The 17,751-nt window shown below is 44.1% G+C and carries 21 protein-coding genes; 9 read left to right on the forward strand and 12 right to left on the reverse strand.

The window, feature by feature from the left end; genetic code table 11:
- The first annotated feature begins 28 nt into the window (after window positions 1-28).
- The 3 genes from AC6R00_RS21615 (at window position 29) to AC6R00_RS21625 (ending at window position 3,526) form a co-directional block, all read left to right on the forward strand.
- Window positions 29-2,503: an EAL domain-containing protein gene (locus AC6R00_RS21615; protein ID WP_500641881.1), complete on the forward strand. Its 2,475-nt coding sequence runs from the start codon at window positions 29-31 to the stop codon at window positions 2,501-2,503.
- A 55-nt stretch (window positions 2,504-2,558) separates the two neighbouring features.
- Window positions 2,559-3,239, forward strand: a complete 681-nt coding sequence (locus AC6R00_RS21620; RefSeq protein WP_500641882.1) for an HI_1241 family integral membrane domain — start codon at window positions 2,559-2,561, stop codon at window positions 3,237-3,239.
- Window positions 3,240-3,325: 86 nt separating this feature from the next.
- Window positions 3,326-3,526 carry a DUF4250 domain-containing protein gene (locus AC6R00_RS21625; RefSeq protein ID WP_004742976.1) on the forward strand — a complete coding sequence of 67 codons (201 nt, stop codon included), beginning with the start codon at window positions 3,326-3,328 and terminating at the stop codon, window positions 3,524-3,526.
- Window positions 3,527-3,561: 35 nt separating this feature from the next.
- On the opposite strand, the gene metR is transcribed toward AC6R00_RS21625, so the two are convergent.
- Window positions 3,562-4,473: an HTH-type transcriptional regulator MetR gene (gene metR / locus AC6R00_RS21630; RefSeq protein ID WP_500641883.1), complete on the reverse strand. Its 912-nt coding sequence runs from the start codon at window positions 4,471-4,473 to the stop codon at window positions 3,562-3,564.
- Between the two features lie 281 nt (window positions 4,474-4,754).
- Between metR and metE the strand changes: the two genes are divergently transcribed.
- Window positions 4,755-7,040 carry a 5-methyltetrahydropteroyltriglutamate--homocysteine S-methyltransferase gene (metE, locus tag AC6R00_RS21635; protein WP_500641884.1) on the forward strand — a complete coding sequence of 762 codons (2,286 nt, stop codon included), beginning with the start codon at window positions 4,755-4,757 and terminating at the stop codon, window positions 7,038-7,040.
- Window positions 7,041-7,110: 70 nt separating this feature from the next.
- Here the strand turns inward: metE and ohr are convergent, their stop codons facing one another.
- Window positions 7,111-7,533: an organic hydroperoxide reductase Ohr gene (ohr, locus tag AC6R00_RS21640; protein ID WP_500641885.1), complete on the reverse strand. Its 423-nt coding sequence runs from the start codon at window positions 7,531-7,533 to the stop codon at window positions 7,111-7,113.
- A gap of 111 nt (window positions 7,534-7,644) precedes the next feature.
- Here ohr and ohrR point away from each other — a divergent pair, with 111 nt between their 5' ends.
- Entirely contained in the window at window positions 7,645-8,106 is a 462-nt protein-coding gene (ohrR, locus tag AC6R00_RS21645; protein WP_500641886.1) for a transcriptional regulator OhrR, read from the forward strand.
- Here ohrR and AC6R00_RS21650 read toward each other — a convergent pair.
- Complete coding sequence (locus AC6R00_RS21650; protein ID WP_500641887.1) at window positions 8,103-8,522, reverse strand: BLUF domain-containing protein; 420 nt, start codon at window positions 8,520-8,522, stop codon at window positions 8,103-8,105. The genes ohrR and AC6R00_RS21650 overlap by 4 nt on opposite strands.
- A 98-nt stretch (window positions 8,523-8,620) precedes the next feature.
- Between AC6R00_RS21650 and AC6R00_RS21655 the strand changes: the two genes are divergently transcribed.
- Window positions 8,621-9,169, forward strand: coding sequence for a GNAT family N-acetyltransferase (locus tag AC6R00_RS21655; protein ID WP_500641888.1), 549 nt, complete (start codon window positions 8,621-8,623; stop codon window positions 9,167-9,169).
- A gap of 46 nt (window positions 9,170-9,215) precedes the next feature.
- On the opposite strand, the gene AC6R00_RS21660 is transcribed toward AC6R00_RS21655, so the two are convergent.
- The 4 genes from AC6R00_RS21660 to AC6R00_RS21675 form a co-directional block, all read right to left on the reverse strand.
- Window positions 9,216-9,977 (reverse strand): SDR family oxidoreductase, encoded by a 762-nt coding sequence (locus tag AC6R00_RS21660; protein WP_500641889.1) that lies wholly within the window; start codon window positions 9,975-9,977, stop codon window positions 9,216-9,218.
- Window positions 9,978-10,061: 84 nt separating this feature from the next.
- Entirely contained in the window at window positions 10,062-10,676 is a 615-nt protein-coding gene (locus AC6R00_RS21665) for a Crp/Fnr family transcriptional regulator (protein WP_500641890.1), read from the reverse strand.
- Between the two features lie 13 nt (window positions 10,677-10,689).
- The gene (locus tag AC6R00_RS21670) at window positions 10,690-11,376 is read right to left on the reverse strand and encodes a DNA-3-methyladenine glycosylase I (RefSeq protein WP_500642223.1); all 687 of its coding nucleotides are present in this window, start codon (window positions 11,374-11,376) and stop codon (window positions 10,690-10,692) included.
- Between the two features lie 97 nt (window positions 11,377-11,473).
- Entirely contained in the window at window positions 11,474-12,340 is an 867-nt protein-coding gene (locus AC6R00_RS21675; protein ID WP_500641891.1) for a LysR family transcriptional regulator, read from the reverse strand.
- Between the two features lie 105 nt (window positions 12,341-12,445).
- On the opposite strand from AC6R00_RS21675, the gene AC6R00_RS21680 reads away from it, so the two are divergent.
- The 3 genes from AC6R00_RS21680 to AC6R00_RS21690 all read left to right on the forward strand — a co-directional run bounded on the left by AC6R00_RS21680 (window position 12,446) and on the right by AC6R00_RS21690 (window position 14,628).
- Entirely contained in the window at window positions 12,446-12,742 is a 297-nt protein-coding gene (locus tag AC6R00_RS21680) for a putative quinol monooxygenase (RefSeq protein ID WP_500641892.1), read from the forward strand.
- Window positions 12,742-13,722, forward strand: coding sequence for a Gfo/Idh/MocA family protein (locus tag AC6R00_RS21685; RefSeq protein WP_500641893.1), 981 nt, complete (start codon window positions 12,742-12,744; stop codon window positions 13,720-13,722). Before AC6R00_RS21680 ends, AC6R00_RS21685 begins: the two co-directional genes overlap by 1 nt.
- A 204-nt stretch (window positions 13,723-13,926) precedes the next feature.
- On the forward strand, window positions 13,927-14,628 hold the full coding sequence (locus tag AC6R00_RS21690; protein ID WP_500641894.1) for a substrate-binding periplasmic protein: 702 nt from the start codon (window positions 13,927-13,929) through the stop codon (window positions 14,626-14,628).
- A gap of 62 nt (window positions 14,629-14,690) precedes the next feature.
- Here the strand turns inward: AC6R00_RS21690 and AC6R00_RS21695 are convergent, their stop codons facing one another.
- The 5 genes from AC6R00_RS21695 to AC6R00_RS21715 form a co-directional block, all read right to left on the reverse strand.
- Window positions 14,691-15,290: a thiol:disulfide interchange protein DsbA/DsbL gene (locus AC6R00_RS21695; protein ID WP_500641895.1), complete on the reverse strand. Its 600-nt coding sequence runs from the start codon at window positions 15,288-15,290 to the stop codon at window positions 14,691-14,693.
- Between the two features lie 88 nt (window positions 15,291-15,378).
- Window positions 15,379-15,750 carry a hypothetical protein gene (locus tag AC6R00_RS21700; RefSeq protein ID WP_500641896.1) on the reverse strand — a complete coding sequence of 124 codons (372 nt, stop codon included), beginning with the start codon at window positions 15,748-15,750 and terminating at the stop codon, window positions 15,379-15,381.
- A 78-nt stretch (window positions 15,751-15,828) separates the two neighbouring features.
- On the reverse strand, window positions 15,829-16,128 hold the full coding sequence (locus AC6R00_RS21705) for a DUF2834 domain-containing protein (protein WP_500641897.1): 300 nt from the start codon (window positions 16,126-16,128) through the stop codon (window positions 15,829-15,831).
- A 112-nt stretch (window positions 16,129-16,240) separates the two neighbouring features.
- Entirely contained in the window at window positions 16,241-16,789 is a 549-nt protein-coding gene (locus AC6R00_RS21710; RefSeq protein ID WP_500641898.1) for a DinB family protein, read from the reverse strand.
- 75 nt (window positions 16,790-16,864) lie between these two features.
- A complete protein-coding gene (locus AC6R00_RS21715) occupies window positions 16,865-17,701 on the reverse strand; it encodes a DMT family transporter (protein WP_500641899.1) in 837 nt (278 codons plus the stop codon).
- Window positions 17,702-17,751: the final 50 nt, after the last annotated feature.

Genomic DNA, 17,751 nt, shown 5'->3' on the forward strand with positions numbered 1-17,751 from the left:
AGGGATTACTAAACTAAAGGATGAGCCTATGTATAGGGAGTTAGGTTCCACTCAGCTTTCTTCGAGCTGTGATGATTCAAGTGTCGAAAAGTCACTGGATTGGGTGTGGGACTTAGAACATCACCAACTCACTATAGATGAGGCTCTGTGCGGGCAAATTTTAAACTCGGAGCTTCCATCGTTAACTGGCAACGCTCTATTACCTTGCATGAGCTATCATGACCAAACAGAGTTGCTTGCCTTGTTAGCGCAGTCGGGAAGGGTTCGTTCTAAAGAACGATTTTGCTGTTGTTTACAACTGAGTGATGACCAATGTTGTTATGTCGAGTTGACTTTTCAAGGCTTAGATCGCTACACAGTGACAGGCAGTATTACTCCTTTGTTATTTGTTCATGCCACGACCTCTACACTGAGTGCTTTGTTTGAGCAACTTTTTAATAACCCTCATCATGGGGTGGTACTTGCAGACAGTTCACGCAAGATCGTCGCATGTAATGACTACTTTCTTACTCATACCCATTACTCCAATCAACAGTTGGTGAATCAACCCATGGACTTGCTTAATTCCACAAAGCATAGTGACGGGTTCTATCAGAAAATTTGGCAACAAACCGAACAAGAGGGCAGTTGGTCCGGTGTAGTGCTCATTCAAAGTGCCCAAGGCAAAACGTATCCCCAGGATTTAACATTACAGAAGATAAACTTAGTCGAAGGGACATTTTATGTTGGTGTTTACCTTGACCTGTCAAATAATCTCTATCGTATTGCTGATGTAGAACTCGGTGGAGTGGAACTACTTACGCAATTGCCAACAGAGAAGCAATTCACGCGTTCAATTGCCAATCAGTGGATGGATGCGGCCGAGCCCAATATCAGCATGGTGGTCGCGTTTCACCCGAACTTCTCTCAGGTCGATGATTTTGAGCTGAAATCGATGCTCTCGGAGCACTTAAATAAGAATAAAGTCGCCAAGTTTGTCGGTTATCTTGGTAGTAATCATTTCGTTGCTTGTTTGGAATGCGATAAGGTTGCTGGTCCATCTCAAATCAGAATGATTCATCAAACTATTAGACGTTTTTTTGCGACTCTCAATCAGGATGCGGGCAAAACCATCCACAATGCCATCATAAATGGGCGAGTTGGCGTCTCAGTATTGGGGCATGATACACACAGTCCTAAAAAACTTGTCTCCCATTCAGTGCAGGCGATGCTAGAGCAGTCTAGCGCACAACGCGGTCAGATTACCTTTTATCACGGAGCACTTCATAAGGAAGTATTACGCCGAAAAGAGCTAGAGGAGTGGGCCGAGAAGTTAATTAAGTCTCAAGCTATCGAAGTGTATTATCAGCCAATTGTCGATGTGAAAAACTGGGACATTGTGAAGTTTGAGGCGCTAAGCAGATTTAAAGACCAGAATGGAAGGATTCTCAATACCCAAGAGATGGTGATGATTGCTGAAGATTTGGATTTGGTGTCAGACTTAGATTGGTGCGTGGGTAAAAAAGCGTTGCAAGATCTCAAGAAAATTCAAGAGCGTTTTGGTCCCAATTTGGGAGTGACTATAAATCGTTCTTTAAATACAAAGCTTGAAGTCGATGAGGTGCTGCAAAGTGCGAATTCATTGGTTCATCAATATGCTTCAAACCCAGAAACCGTCACTATCGAATTGACCGAAAGTGCTTACTTTGACAGTGAGTCGCGTCAATCAAGTTTGATCCGAAACATCAGGCGTAGGGGAGTCAGCGTGGCGATTGATGATTTTGGTACAGGCTACAGCTCGTTCGCCTATTTGAGTGATTGTAACTTCGACATCCTTAAAATTGACCGCGAGTTCGTTAAGGACTTGAAAGAAGGCTCGCACAAATTTCACATCGTCAAAATGATCACGCAACTTGCACATACTTTGAACGTTCAAGTCGTTGCTGAAGGGGTCGAAACTCGCAATGAGTTAGAAGTAGTTTGTGGCTTAGGTGTTGACTATATCCAAGGGTATTATTTTTCTAAACCACTGCCTTTTGATGAGTTAGAGAGTGCCTGGGGATACTATGAAAAACTCGACAGTTTCTTATCTAGTGCCGGGCATGCAAGACAAGTTGGGATTTTGAGTATGACTCAAGTTTATATCCCGACGTTGGCACCAGATGACACGCTTGATAAAGCAAGATCATTGTTCGACTCTGAGCAATATCGACTTGAGGTAATACCCATTGTCGACCGAAAAGAGTGTGTCGGAATCGTTGGTAGGGAGGAGTTAAATTACCATTTGTCACCCACTTTAGGCACTAAGCTGGAAACGAGCAAAGATCAATCGATCAGTCGCAAACGTCTCAATCAAGTCATGCGGACCAACGTATTCAGCGTGTCACACCACTCTAAGGTGTCCAAAGTGAGTGAAATCATTAAGTCAGGTATTAAGCCACCTTGGCTAGTTGTGAATGATTCCGGAGAGTATCTCGGTATTGTCACCAATCAAGATATTTTGGAACACTTCGCCAATGGCTAAAATTGCTCAATCTGCTATTATCCGCACCCTATAATTCATTCAAATCAATGACACTATGGTTCAGCAATTACTTACGGTGTTCGCACCTATGTTACTGGGTGCGCAGCTCATTCTTACTTTAATTCTCGTCAAAGGTGATATCTGCCCTGGGCAAAGAGGCCGCATTCACAAAGTCCTCCCGCCTTTAGCCATTATGTGGCTTGCTGTAGCGTCTCTACGCATTGAAGCTATGATGATTGTCTTCGCTATTGCCTATTTTTACTCCCAAGTACAGACGAAAAAAACACGAGTTCAAGGGCCGATTTGGGTGATGTATTTAGCAAATGGCCTCGCGTTAGCCTTTGTCGGTATTGAGATTAGCTCTCAGGCGTCTTTGGCTGGTGGGGTAAGTGTGTTTGTGTTAATCACCCTTTTAGGGGCTTTACTTGCTCATTTACTACTTACCGTCGCGCGCACGCGCCTGCAGGCTTTTCATCGCATTCTTCCCGTTTCTGGCGTTGTCTCTGCTATGTTGATGTGCTTAGCTATTTTATTCAAAGCAAATGGCCTAGACGATGGAACCTTAGCCGCAGTTATGCAGCCTTTGCTAGTAGGCTTTGCTTTGATGATTAGTTCCGTTGTTGTGTGGTGTTGGCACATGCTAGCCTCTAAAGAAATCAACAAATTGCAGCTTGGTATTGCTTTGGCGTTTATGCTGATAGCGGCAACATCTAATCAGGCCGTGTTTGCTCTTTAATTTGCTTAGAGTTTAGAGCTGGTTCACTTCAAAACCGCCAATTTGTGTCTACGCTTGTAAGAGCGATGGCGTTAAAGGAGGCGGTGATGGATCTCAGCAATGTAGGACGCTTAGATAGCGCAATTTTATTGGGAATCGTGAATGAAAAGTTGCGCTTAGAGTGTGATTCTTTTGAAGAGTTAGTCTCTATGTACGAGATGGATGTTGAAGCGGTGATTGGTAAACTTGATGTACTTGGTTATCAATATGACCCTTTAACCAATCAGTTCAAATCGTATAACCGATAAATCAAAAAGAGGCGTTTAGCCTCTTTTTTGATTCCCTAGACAGTTTTTATTCCATCTAAGTGGCTTTGAGACTGAACTCTCGCGGTGTTGAAAAACGCCTGCAAATAGCGTTTGTTTTTATCTGTGTTGCGTGTTGCGGCAAATAGGCGGCGCCATAAACCGCTACCGAGTGGAATGCTGGTAATTAAGCCTTGCCTTGAAAACTCACTGATTGCCCAGTTGGGCAATGCAGCCACGCCAAGTCCGGCAGACACCATCTGAATCAGCATTAGGGTATTGTCTGCTTGTTTCCATTTTGCTGGCTCTATCCCTGCAGGTTGCAGAAAGTGTTTTACAACATCGAGTCGCGACTTTTGTACTGGGTACGAAAGCATGGTTTGCTCCGTGAGCTCTTCCGGTTCTATACACTCTTTGTCTGCTAAAGGGTGAGAGGTTGACGTGACCAAACGCATTTCAAAATCAAACAGAGGTTCGTAGTGCACTTCTGAACGAGGCTGAATGTCTGAAGTGATAACCAAATCAAGCTCTCCAGCCATTAGAGCAGGCAAAGGTTCAAATCCAAAACCAGATGAGAAATCTAGTGTGACGCTAGGCCAAGCCACCTGATACTCTTTCAGTGCAGGCATTAACCACTGGAAACATGAGTGGCATTCAATCGCCATGTGCAATCGACCGTTCACATCCTCTTTCAAGCTCGCAATTTCATTTTCTGCTTTGGCAATTTTAGGCAACACATCATCAGCCAATTTTAGAAAGATCTCCCCCTCGGAAGTGAACTTCACTGGGCGAGTTTTACGCAAAAATAGCTGTCCACCAATTCTTGCTTCCAGATCTTTGAGCTGATGTGACAAGGCTGACTGGGTTAAATGCAGTGTGGTTGCTGTCGCGGTTAGCGATCCAGTATCACGCAAAGTAGTCAATGTTTTCAGATGCTTGAGCTCAATCATGAATTTCCCTCAGATGATGTGTGAACAGCATGAATATTTATAACCTACCTTGTTTTTATAGAGGTGTAAACATCTAGACGTCTATCATGCTAACTATTTTTGTTGATTAAGTTATTGAAACAGGTGTTTTGCGATTATGAAATTTTCTAATAAACAAGTTGAATATTTGGAAGTTGTCCAAATCTGTTTAAGACGAGATAGTTTAGCCATCCAGACATCTTACGTGGTGTTCTGCACTGAATGAATAAATTGCAAAATTAAGAATGACAAGGATTGGAAAGATGACTACGACAACACATATTCTAGGTTACCCTCGCATTGGTGAAAAACGCGAACTCAAGTTCGCGCTAGAGAAATACTGGCGTGGAGAAATCGACCAAGCTGAGCTGAAAGCCGTGGGCGCTGAGCTACGCAACAAAAACTGGAATACACAATCTGAAGCTGGGTTAGAGTTTGTGACTGCAGGTGATTTTGCTTGGTATGATCATGTGCTTACTACCACCTTGCTACTAGGGCACGTTCCAAAGCGACATCGCGAAGGTTTCCCAGACCTTGATACCTTATTCAAGGTGGGACGTGGTCAATCTCAGGCAGGATGTGGTTGTAGCGGTCACGCGGCTTCAGACATGACGAAGTGGTTTAACACTAACTACCATTATATTGTGCCGGAGTTCAGTCAGGAAGACACGTTTGAAGTGAGCTGGCCGCAACTGTTTGAAGAAGTGAACGAGGCGGTTAAAGCTGGTCATAAAGTCAAACCTGTATTACTTGGCCCTCTGACTTATCTGTACCTTGGTAAGGAAGTAGAAGAGGGATTTGATCGCCTGTCTTTGCTACCTCGCCTGTTAACTGCTTATCAGGCAATCTTAGCGAAGCTAGCGAAACAAGGTGTTGAGTGGGTACAGATTGATGAACCGATCCTCTCTCTTGAGCTGAACAAGCCTTGGCAAGACGCGTTTAAATTGGCGTATCAAGTCATTCGCAGTGATGTGAAGGTTCTGCTTACCACGTATTTTGATTCAGTTAGCGACACGCTTGATAAAGTTGTCGAGCTAGCTGTAGATGGCTTACACATTGATTTGTCGGCAGCGCCTGAACAACTAGACGCTGTTGTCGAAAAACTGCCTGAACATTGGGTGCTGTCTGCTGGTGTAGTGAATGGGCGTAACGTGTGGCGTGCAGATTTGAGCGCTCAACTAGCGTTACTGCAACCGCTTAAAGATAAGCTCGGTGACAAGTTATGGGTGGCGAGCTCGTGTTCACTACTGCACAGTCCGGTGGATCTAGAGTTAGAACCTGTATTGACGGAAGAAGTGCGCAGCTGGTTTGCTTTTGCTAAGCAGAAAGTAACGGAAGTGGCGCTACTGGGTAAGGCGCTAGATGGTAGCCAAGAAGCCATTCTTGCTTGTGACACCTATAGTGCGCCGATCCAAGCACGTAAAACCGCAACTCATGTCAATAAGCCACAAGTTCAAGCGCGTTTAAATAGTATTACTAAGTCTTTGGCAGAGCGTAGTGCTCCCTATGCTGAGCGAGCCGCGCACCAAAGTGAAGTATTGGGGCTGCCGCTGTTTCCAACCACGACCATTGGCTCTTTCCCGCAAACGAGCGAGATTCGAGTTCAACGCAGCGCTTATCGCACAGGTAAGTTGTCACAAACGGAATACGATCAAGCCCTAAAAGGCCATATTGCAGATGCGGTTAAACGCCAAGAAGCGTTGGATCTGGATGTCTTGGTTCACGGCGAAGCTGAACGTAACGATATGGTGGAATACTTTGCAGAAAACTTAGCGGGTTTCCAAACCACAAAATTTGGTTGGGTGCAGAGCTACGGATCTCGCTGCGTTAAGCCTGCCATTGTCGTTGCTGACATTGAACGCGAAAAACCGATGACGGTGGAATGGTCTACCTATGCGCAGTCTTTAACCTCGAAACAGATGAAGGGCATGCTAACAGGGCCTGTGACGATTCTTTGTTGGACATTCCCCCGTGAGGATATCACTCGCAAGCAAATCGCGGATCAACTTGCACTCGCACTGCGTGATGAAGTATCAGACTTACAAGATGCGGGCATTAACATCATCCAAATTGATGAGCCGGCGATTCGTGAAGGTTTACCACTTAAGAAGCGCGACCATAAAGAGTACTTAGAATGGGCAGTGGACGCGTTTAAGATTTCAGCGGCAAGTGCCAAACCAGAAACTCAAATCCACACTCACATGTGTTACTCAGAATTCAATGAGATCATTGAGTCTGTCGCCGCGCTAGATGCTGACGTGATTACAATAGAAACATCGCGTTCAAACATGGAACTGCTTAAGGCATTTGAAGACTTCAACTATCCAAATGAGATTGGTCCAGGTGTCTATGACATTCACTCACCAAACATTCCAACCAAAGAATGGATTGAAGGCCTACTCAATAAAGCGGCAGAGAAGATTCCAGCGCAGCGCTTATGGGTGAACCCAGATTGTGGACTGAAAACACGTAACTGGGCAGAAACAGAAGCGTCACTGGCCAATATGGTATTAGCGGCAAAAGAACTGCGCAAAAGCTACCAAGCGTAAATTTGAGCTTTAAAACAACAGATGCCGACCCTTTTGGGTCGGCATTTTCGTCTATACCAATTAAATCAAATTAGATTGCTTGGCCATTTACCGTGACTTCTACGTCGATGTTACCGCGCACAGCGTTTGAGTAAGGGCACACTTGGTGCGCAACTCGCACGAGCTCAAGTGCTTGTTCTTGAGGTAGGTCGATTGATGCAGCAAGGCTTACCGTTAGCGCAAAACCGCCTTGTTCGTTCGGACCAATCCCAACCTCTGCTGTCACTGGTGCTTCTTTTAAAGCCACTTTACCTTCGCGGGCCACATGCAAAATAGCATTTGAAAAACAGGCTGAGTAACCTGCCGCAAATAGTTGTTCTGGGTTGGTAGCAGCGCCAGTACCACCCATTTCTTTCGGATAAGCAAGCTCTAATTCAAGTAAGCCATCGTCTGATTTAACCGAACCATTTCTGCCTGCTAGTGCTGTTGCTTGAGTTTTGTATAGTGTAGTCATGTTTGTATCCTTATTTTAAGTTGTGCACAATCTAATTGTTTGCAATGTTAGATCGAAACAAAGTTTGAATGCAAGTATATTGTGCGCAATTTAATTTAAAAGGGTGGTGGAATGAGTTACTGCGATAGCAAGAAACAGCTAACTGAAGAAGAGAGTTTATTGTTAGAGAATCAGGTTTGTTTTCCGCTCTATAGCGCTTCCAATGCGGTGATTCGAACCTATCGCCCGTTATTAGACTCCCTAGACCTCACTTACTCCCAATATCTTGTCATGATGGTACTGTGGGAAAGTGATGGGATTAGCGTCAAGGATATTGGTGCAAGATTGCATCTCGATTCTGGCACGTTAACCCCTTTATTGAAGCGGCTTGAAGCTAAAGGCTTTGTCCTAAGAGGAAGAAGTGAATTAGATGAAAGGGTTAGGGTGTTAAAACTCAGTGAAGAGGGTCGTTTACTTAAAGCTAAAGCACTCGCCATCCCCGCTGAGATGAAATGTAAGATTCAACTCGACCTCGATGAACTAATCATGCTCAAGAAGTTATGCGAAAAAGTGATAGGAACACTCGAGCATTAAACGGATGGTAGAGATTCTTTGAGCTCAAGCAACAGCTTATAAGCGCTCTCTCCAGACATTTTGTAAGGATTGAATTCACTCGAACCCGAATATCTTAGATTGATTGGAGCTGTCAGGCTGGAAGAGGGGATGTAGCCCATCGACCAATTGCTGAACTCTCGAGCACTGATTTCTTGATAGTCGAGCATAATAATATTGTTGTGTCTCTTATCATTGAGAATCCGTTGATAGATATGATTGACGTTCGTTCTTGACCCTTCTAAACATTGAAGGAAAAAGTGGTGATCGAAGCAAAGTAGCCCAGTTACATCAAGTGATTGATTATTCTCTCTCGCAGCATGGATGATGTTTTCAACTGTTGTAAGATCAAACCCTTCTGAAATCGTGCTTGCATAGATCAGTCTCGTTAGAAACATAGAGATTCCTTTCCATCTTCGTGAGTTCAAATTTCGAATTTATCTATAAAACATAGTGCATATTAAAATATAAACAACGCTAATCAGGAGGAGTAGTTGTGCTAGAAACAAAAAGACTCAAGTTAAGACAATGGAAAGATTCAGATATTGAACCCTATTGCCTGATCAATGCTAACGAGCAGGTGATGCGTTATTTCCCCTCAGTTATGACCAGCGAAGAGACCCTAGCTCAAGTAGGACGTGCACGCAGCTATATAGATAACAATGGCTATGGCTTTTGGGCGGTTGAGCTAAAAAGTACTCAAGAGTTTATTGGCTTTGTGGGTCTGCTTGCGCAAAGTGAAGAAAGTGGTTTACCTAATGCGCCGTTTGTCGAAATTGGCTGGCGACTAGATAGCAAACATTGGGGTAAAGGCTATGCCCCCGAAGCGGCTCAAGCTGCCTTGGCGTTTGCTTTCACGGAATTGAAGCTAGAGCATGTCTACTCATTTACTGCTTTGCCAAACCTACCTTCACAAAGGGTGATGGAAAAAATTGGCATGAGCAACACAGGGCAAGACTTTGACCATCCCAAGTTAGCGAAAGGTCACGAATTAGAGCGCCACTGCTTATTTAAAATCACTCGCGAGCAGTGGCTAAATAGATAGAAACTAATGGCAGCTGAGGCTGTCATCCGTTTACAAACCAGCATGGTTAGCCGCGGTTAACGATATGGAATCCGAGGTTAGGTAGCAACCTCGATAATCCATAAGCTAACTTTGATAGGCCAATTCTAATTTCTGTGCGGTTATATTTTAATTGTGACAAGATTTGTTGCGCGACTTTTTGTGGTGTCATTGCTTTTACGGTATTTGGCAAGCCATCTTTATGGAAAGGAGTATTCACAAGAGGTGGCAAAACTTCGATGACATTTAAGTCATAATCTTTTGTTTGCTCTCTTAAGCTTTGAGTGAAGCTATGTAGCCCAGCCTTTGCGGCGCAGTAAAATGGATTGGATGCTTTGGGGTTGTAGACCAAACCTGTTGTTACGTTGATCAGCAATGATCTCGGTTGTTTAAGCAAACGCGGAAGAGCGTCTAGTGACATGCCAATATGAGCCTCTAAGTTGTGTTTGAGCTCGAGTTCATAATCGTCTAAAGCGTCTTCGTTGTGGCTGGTAGGCAGTCTTTCTGCAAGCTTGTGTGATTGGCTCCATCCCGCGTTATTAATGAGTACATCGAATTGTGGGTAGTGTTCATCAAGCCACCGATAAAATGCACCTCGTTCTTCTTTTTGGCTTATATCCATACTAAACGTCACAATGCCACGAGCTTCCAATTGTGAGAGTTTCGTTTTGTCTCTGCCGATGACAATCACTTGGTTCTCTGCTTGAAGACGTTTTACCAGCTCCAAGCCGATCCCTGAACTGCCGCCCGTGACAACGATTGTTTTGCCGATAAGTGGTTCATGTCGCATGATGTTCTCGCTTTGTCTGTTGTTGTTAGCAACAAGATAAACAAAGGCGATAGGGATAACTTTAACAAAGGTTAAAATGGCCCGTTAAGGTGATCTGTTGTATGGGTTTTGTATGCCAAGCTTGGCGCGTACACGTGACAAGGACACTTCGGAAACACCAAGATAAGATGCGATATGATAGTTTGGAAGTGATTGACTTAATTCAGGATATTGCGCGCAGAACTGTTGATATAACTCAGTGAGTGACAATAAAAGCAAATCGGCTTCTCTGCTCTCTTTCTTTAGCGCTAAACGCATTAGCATTGCTTGTGACAAAGCTTGAATCTCTGAGTTGCTAGCTAGAAGATTCTGAAATTGTTGGTATTTAATACAAAAGCAGATGACATTTGAAAGAGCATCGCAACCGAAACGAGCAGGCGAAAGCTGTTGCATCGAAGAAAGGCTAGACGCGACCTCGCCAGTTTGAAGAAAAGTTTTATTACGCCTCGTCCCATCTGGCTTAACGTAGTAGTGACATGCCATACCTGAGCATATAAATTTGATTTCTGGTGTCACGTCACCGGGAAGAAAAACGTGCTCACCAGAGTCATATTTCACGTAACGACCATGGGCTTTGATTTGAGCAAGAGACTGATCAGAAAGTGAAGTTAGTTGTCTTAAAACATCAGCAAGCTTGTCAAATTCGTTGTCATCTTTCACCACACTGCTCCTGTCAAACTCGATTATCACCACAACTGAACGCAATGGTCTGGCTAATTTCTGTCAGTGAGCGACCACTCTCTTGTTGCCAGTGAGTAAAAGCGCTGTTGGCTGCTGCAAGAGAGCGTTTGGTGTCTTTGCCCCCTTCAATGATTTTGTAGTTACGTAGATAGCTTTCTACATCACCCGAGAGGATAAAGGTATCGACACCCATCTGGCGCAAACTGTATGGGCCTGTGTTACCACCAAGGCGGTTACCATGTTTCTTGAGATAACTCCACAGCCCCGTAATGTCTTCACTTGGCCAATTGGCGACCATGTTGGAAAATGAGCCATGCTGTAGAGAAGCTTCGTGCAGCATTTGAGCATTCGCTTGAATGGATTTTACTTTGGCGTGATGGCGAATAATTCGAGTATCGGACGCTTTGTTGTCCCATTGTTCGTCAGAAAGCATCAAGAGTGGTTCAATCTTAAAAGCAAAGAACACCTCTTCAAAGTTAGGCCATTTGTTTCTCACTACCTTCCAAGAAATGCCACTTTGAAACACCTTCATACTGAATGCGGATAGCCAGCGATCATTGGAAATCTGTCTCAGCTGATCCAATGGCAATGGCTTAGATAGTAATGACTCTAGGTTTGCTTCCCCACCTTTACGCTCTGCTGCGCGTTGGTAAATATCGTTGAACTTTTCTAGTGCCACAGTGAGGCTCTCCATAATATCTTTATCCACTTTAGCGAACATACTAACTTTCTAGCTATTGTTTGTCTGTAGTAAAAGCGGATTGGAGAGCGTATTGTCAAGGTCTTAAAGCTCTTAGCAGATAGTCGGCAAAGGTTCGGTCTTTTAGCGATAACTGTTTGTCTTTATAGACAAGATGAATAGGCTTTGTTGGCAGAGGAAAGCTCTCTAGCACTTGCTCAAGTGCGCCTGACTTCAGATCTTGCTCAAGTAAAATGCGAGGCTGCATAACAACCCCAACATCTTTCAAAGCGGCTTTTCGGAGCACCTCTCCATTGTTCGCCATCAACTTGATATGTTGCCGTGAATCCGATTTCGTACTCGGAGTCTCTGAAATATCGTGATAGCGAAAACCAAGGCAAGAGTGATGAGTCAGGTCGTCAGGCTGAATAATCTTGGTATGCCTAGCTAGGTAATCGGGTGAAGCGCAGTAGATAAGCTCATACTCTCCTAGGTATCTTGCCACCAAACTGGAGTCTTTTAGCTGACCAATTCTAATAATAAAATCAGCTTCACTTTTGTATGGGTCGATAACACTGTTGTCTAGCTCCAGATCAACACTGATATCTGGGTATTGAATGATAAAGTCAGACAAGATCGGAGCGAGCGCTTGAGTCCCAAAAGTGACTGGTGCGTTGATTTTTACCGTGCCTTTAGGTTTGTTTTGCAAATCGTAGATTAGGCTTTCAGTATTGCTGATATCTTCCAGTATTCTTTGGCACTCTTTAAGGTAAATTCTTCCAGAGTCGGTTAAGGTTTGCTTTCTTGTCGTGCGATGAATCAGCGGTGTGTTAAGTAACCCTTCAAGATGTTTTATGTGTCTGCCAACCATGGTTGCTGACATAGAAAAATAGTTTGCGGTAAGGCGAAAGTTGCCTTGTTCGGCGACATGGCAAAAAACCTTCATACTGATGAGCTTGTCCATTAAACACTCTGAGTTGTTAAATAAAAAACTTTGACCTAGTTTAACAATCTGAGCGCTGTAATAACATGGTTAGCTTAACGTGAAGAAAACAAGGTTTACTGAATAATGGATTCAACAATTTTTGTCACTGCGGAGCTAAGAGTAAACTCTGATGTTGACCTAGCCGTGGCAAGGAAAGCAATTGAACAGCTTTGCTCGGATATGGAGTCGGAGTCAGGCTGCCAACAGGCGACAGCAACGTTTGACGTTAACGACCCTAGACGTGTCATATTGTGGGAGCGATACGATGACCAGTCAGCGATTGAGGCGCATTTTGCTATGCCGCATACACAAGCGTTTATCGCCCTAGGTATGACAGAGCTGGTCAGTGCAACTAACAGTCATAAAGTGGGAGAAGCATAATGAAGTGGGGCATTCTAGGAACGAGCTTTATCTCTGATGTGATGGCAGCAGCGATTGCAGGAGACAGTGAAAGCGAGCTTTATGCGGTAGCAGGCCGAAACCCACAGACGCTTGAAGAATTTGCTATCAAGCACTCTATTGCCAAGACGTACCTTTCAATGGACGAGTTGATAGAAGATAGTGACGTTGAGGTGGTTTACATTGCATTGCCCAACCATCTTCACCATGACTATGTCATCAAAGCAGCGCAGAAAGGCAAAGCGATATTGTGTGAAAAATCTTTATCTATCGATATGGAAAAAACTCATGCCGCGTTAGATGCGGTTCGCGAGCATGATGTGTTTTTTGCGGAAGGGTTAATGTATCTGAATCACCCGTTGATTCAATCCATTTTAGAGTCGCTTAAGCAGGGCGTAATTGGAGAGGTGAGCAGCATCCAAGGCTCTTACATTGCTGCGATTAGTCAATTTGTTAACCCTGAGAGTAAGGGCGCACTGTATAACTTAGGCTGTTATCCTGTGTCACTGATGCATCTTGTCCTGCAAAATCAATTTGGCGACAGTATCTTCGAAAATACAGAGGTTCAAGCCATTGGGCGCAAAGGGCAAGATGGAAACCTTTGTGAGTCTAGCGCCATCTTCAAATTTGGCCAAAATGTGACAGCTCAAATGCACACAGCAGAAGACCATGGGTTAAAGCATGGTTTCACCATTCTTGGTTCAAAAGGCGCAATCAATCTTACGACCAACCCTTGGCTACCTACAGAAGAAAACCAATACAGTGTCGAAGTTTATGAAACCTCGCAGCAAACAGTTACTGTACCGGCTAAAGGAGATGGGTTCTATTATCAGGTAAGAAACATTAGACAGGCAGTGGAATTGGGCCGCAAGTCACTCGATAGACCGAGTGCCACGCCAGATGACTCGACGCAGATAATGAAACTGCTGACCGATTGGGAGCGAGCAGCGTCTGAACAATGAGCGGCATCTGTGCGCTATCCACAAAAGCCAGAGCAACTTGCTCTGGCTTTTGTGTCTCTATATCACGATTTGGGTCAAGGTGCCTACTTATTGGTAGCGAATAACGGCAATAGCAAAAGTTGCTAGTGAGGTCATATCGCTAGATTGGTGAACATTTTCGGATGAGCCTATATTAAAGGTATGGATTCTTAATAACTTAGTTTGATGATTAGTAGGACTTTATACGCTTGGATATTCGCTTGGCTGTGTTTTGGCAGTAGCTACGTACACGCACAGTATAAAATGCACTTCTTCTGTCCAGACTTTCCACCCTATACCACCGTTGACAGCACAGGCAGTCATACTGGGATTGGGCTTGATAAAATGAAGTCGATACTGGACTCAGTCGGCGTAGATTACACCATTGAAATTAACTCTAATCACGGGCGTGCATTGGCTGAGCTAAAAACTGGACGCTCAGATGGCTTTTTTATGGCTTCTCAGAACGATGAGCGCGACAAATATGCGGTTTTCTCAGAGTCAGTAATGATCAATCGCTGGGTATGGGTTGTATTAACCAGTCATCATGAAGAGTTTTCTTCTCTCCCCAAGTCAGGGTATACAGTCGCTAGCTTGCTAAACACCAATACAAATCGTTGGCTGACGAAAACGGGTTTTAACTTGGCGCATCCGGCCGAGGGTATAACATCGTTAATTAGCATGTTAGATAGGCGAGAAGTGAATGCCGTATTAGTGGCAGAAGAAGTCTACAATCACAGGTTCAAAAATAACCCCAGATACAAAGTTATCTTACAGGAAGAGAAAGAGTTTGGTGTTTACATCTCCAAATCATTTCTTAATCGTCATCCACAGTTCATGGACAAACTCAACAGGGCAATACGAGCTAGTCAAACTAAGAGGCGATAGCGAGCTGTTGAAATCTAAACAGCCAGAGCAATATGCTCTGGCTTTAGTTTTAAAAATCAGATTTAAAGAGTCAGAAGGTAGTTCACTAACTGATTGTACTCTTCATAAGATCGAATCTTATCCGCTTTGACGATGTACTTGTTGTTCACGACAACCCCCGGAACACCTGTAAGCGTGCTGTTTGCGAACTGCTTGTCGAATCCGCGTTGCATTGAGTTGACTACAAAGCTGTTGTAAGTCGCGTCAAACTTCTCTGCATCAATACCGTTATCAATAAAGATTTGGCGTAACGCTTGCTCATCTTTTGGCGCACTTCGTAGTTCATGTATCTGCTTGAACATAGCAGGAACCATAGTTTCTTCCGCATCTAAAGCAACCATGGTGGCGTAAGACTTCGCCATCGGCACTGCCATGTTTGCGCCCATAAAGGCAACATGAACTTTTTCCAACTTGGCATTGTCAGGCAGAGAGGCTTTTAGGTTCTCAACAACAGGTTCAAACTTGTAGCAGTGAGGACAATAGAATGAGAAAAACTCAGTCACTTTTGGTGTTGTCGATTTATCTGTGTCTAATACCTTGTAATGTGTTCCTTCCTCAAACTGCGCAGCCTGTATCGACAAGGCAAAAATCAAAGAAGAGAAAAGAGTAAATAGCTTTTTCATCGCTTATTCCTATATAAATTCCGATTATCAAATAGCGTTAACCTCCCACTGCGACTGTCGCGGTGAGATGAGTGATTAGAATTGGAAATTAAGCAATAGGAGGACGAAACAGAGTGCGAGAGCGGGTGATGGCTTTACCAATCGTTTCTAATCCTAATGGTGCGAGGATCGGTAGAGGAACTTGTTCGGTAGAGATGGATTGGCTGTTGGTCAGTTTCAGCAGGCAACTTGAGCCACAACAGTGATGGGCAGATGCTTCGCTGTAGCCTTGCAATTTCGGACATTCAATTGGGCTAAGTTGGTATTGGTTCTCGCTACTTAGTCGTTGAGGTGAGATCGGATCGAAAACTTGCTCACTGGCTTGCACGCTCAACGCCGCACTACTGATGAGCAGCAGGCAGGTTACGGCAAACACAGAAAGTATCGAACGACTAAACAACAACTGAGCAATCCATAGCATTGAAGTAACGACAGCTTAACGGAATTTATCATTGAGATAAATGTTTTGTTATCACTGCAAGATTCTTATGGTTAAGCTTTATTTGTGCTTTAAATAGAGATAGAGCGGTAAGCCAAACGAAACGCCAGCAGTCAATGTCCCGAGGATCGCGACAAAACGGCCTCGAACATGGTTCTGTTTCCCATCAACAAGAATAAAGCCAATTAAGGCCACCGCTGCAACAACCACATCAAGCCATGCCATCGCGCTAATTGGATTGGCTATCGCCTGTTCAAACAAAAGTGGAATGTTTAGGCCATTAGCGAACAGCCAAGGCAGGAATGCGGCGTATGGAGCGGCAATCCCCAATACAGTGAGTACAAGATAAAATCGAGACATTGAGAACCTTCTTATTCGTTTATGCATCTTCTAAACAGAAAGACTATCGCTAGACAATTTGACGCTTTCGTTCATTTCATCCTTTAGAAAAGAAAGAGTATGGGATTGAGTCTTAAGCAAATGCACTTGAGCCTTCAGGCACAATAACGGGTAGGTCAGTACAACCAAAGTCACAGTCAAGCTGCGCCAATATTGCGGTAAGCTGACCGCGATGGTGCGTTTGGTGGTTGAAGATATGTTGGCAAAACTCACCAACATTGCGCCTCATTTCTCCCCCTTCGGTGGTGATATAAATCACCGTTTTTGCACAAGTCTCGGCAGTAAAATCCTTCGTCATGTCGATGTAAATCTGGTCGACGAGCGAGCGAAGCGCCTTCAATTCTTCGATGTTTGTTGCAAAGGTATCGTCTACGGCTTTCGCAGTGGGTAGCGCTTCAATTTGCTGTGGAGTCAATCGATGAATTTGATTGGTGACCAAGCGTTGCAACATGATTAAATCACCAAACAAAATATGGTTCCAATGCGCCATGACTGATGGGAAAAAAGAGTGAGTCTCTTGGCTGAGTTGTTGTGGGCTGAGCTTCTCGCAGACTTGGAGCAATTGTTGATTCATACGCTGGTTGTAAAGCGCCAGCATTCTAAAATTTGAAGATAAATCCATTTGTCTCTTTCCTTGCTCTAATCCAGTGCAGTAAACCTAACCCTTGGTTTTACTATTTTTTGTTTTTTATTGGGCCTAATTGCGGTTCTTTAGCAACGGTTTGGATGATGAAATACCGATCAAATTACCCAACAGCATCAAACCTGCCCCCAGAACCACGCTAATCTGAAAAGGTTCAGCGTAAAGCAAAACTCCGACTAAGGCGATCATTGGCAAACGTAAAAAGTCCATAGTGACAACAAATGAGACTTCCGAACACTGCATTGCTTTGGTCATGCAATAATGGGCAGACAAGGAGGTAAATCCAATCACTAACAGCCACAGCCATTCGATGCCTTGAGGGGTGTGCCAGTTAAGAAGACTAAAGAAAATACCAATAGGCAACTGGATTGCACACATAAAGAACAGAATGGTAAGCGGGTGTTCGGTACTTGCTAAAGACTTGGTCGAGGCATGGGCAACGGCGTAGCAAAATGCTGCGGAAAGAACGATGAGAGCTGCAGGTGAAATGATACCAAGGCCTGGTTTGACGACGACCAACACACCAGAAAAACCGAGTAAAGCAGCGCAAAGTTTATTACGTGTAAGGCGCTCTCCTAAAAAGAGGCATGCGAGCAGCAGAGTCCACAGAGGGACCGTAAACTCTAAGGCGAACACTTCGGCAAGCGGTAATAAACCAATACCAAGAAACCAGCCATATTGGCCTGCAAAGTGAAACAGATTTCGACTAAGATGCAGTTTGAAACGTTGAGTCCGTAATAGGTAGCGCCTCTTAGCCCCGAAAATAACAACACTAATGATTATTAGTGCAATGATGGTGCGAAAAAAGAGTATTTGGAAGGTATCTAGCTGCTGACTAAGTTCTCTCGCTCCAATTGCCATCAAGCAAAATGAAACGATAGTGCCAAACATCCATGTTATTGCGTTTAAGCTGATATCAAACTCCTTTGCTACGCATCCTG

The sequence above is a fragment of the Vibrio sp. R10-SF1-ISO8 genome (genome assembly GCF_059833805.1).